The sequence below is a fragment of the Bartonella sp. TT110JLCBS genome (assembly GCF_042193405.1).
Lineage (GTDB): Bacteria > Pseudomonadota > Alphaproteobacteria > Rhizobiales > Rhizobiaceae > Bartonella.
On record NZ_JBHILT010000259.1, the window covers coordinates 337 to 614 of the forward strand.

Annotated in this window: 1 pseudogene; it reads left to right on the top strand. The window is 42.8% G+C overall.

Features of this window, described 5'->3' with window-relative positions:
- A pseudogene (locus ACFILW_RS10790) lies at window positions 1-234 on the top strand (hypothetical protein); the annotation flags it as partial.
- Between the last annotated feature and the right edge of the window lie 44 nt (window positions 235-278).

The following is a 278-nucleotide window of genomic DNA, read 5'->3' on the forward strand; positions in this document are numbered from 1 at the left end:
GGTGGTATTGATATTGACCGTCGGCAGCATCCTATAGACACTAAAGGGCAAATACAAAATACATTATGGGTGGTCGGTAATCCAGTAGAGGGGCCCAATTTTTATACATATATTTTGCCTAGGCCTTTAGTTAATTCTCGTGCACTGCGGGATGCAGGGCGCTGTGTCACTGACATGTACGAGCAGCTTCTTAATCGCTACTCAGTCAAAGATTCAACAATTAATGTACATTGATGATGTAAAAAGCTTCCTGATACGCATGTCCTCCGTATCCGTTA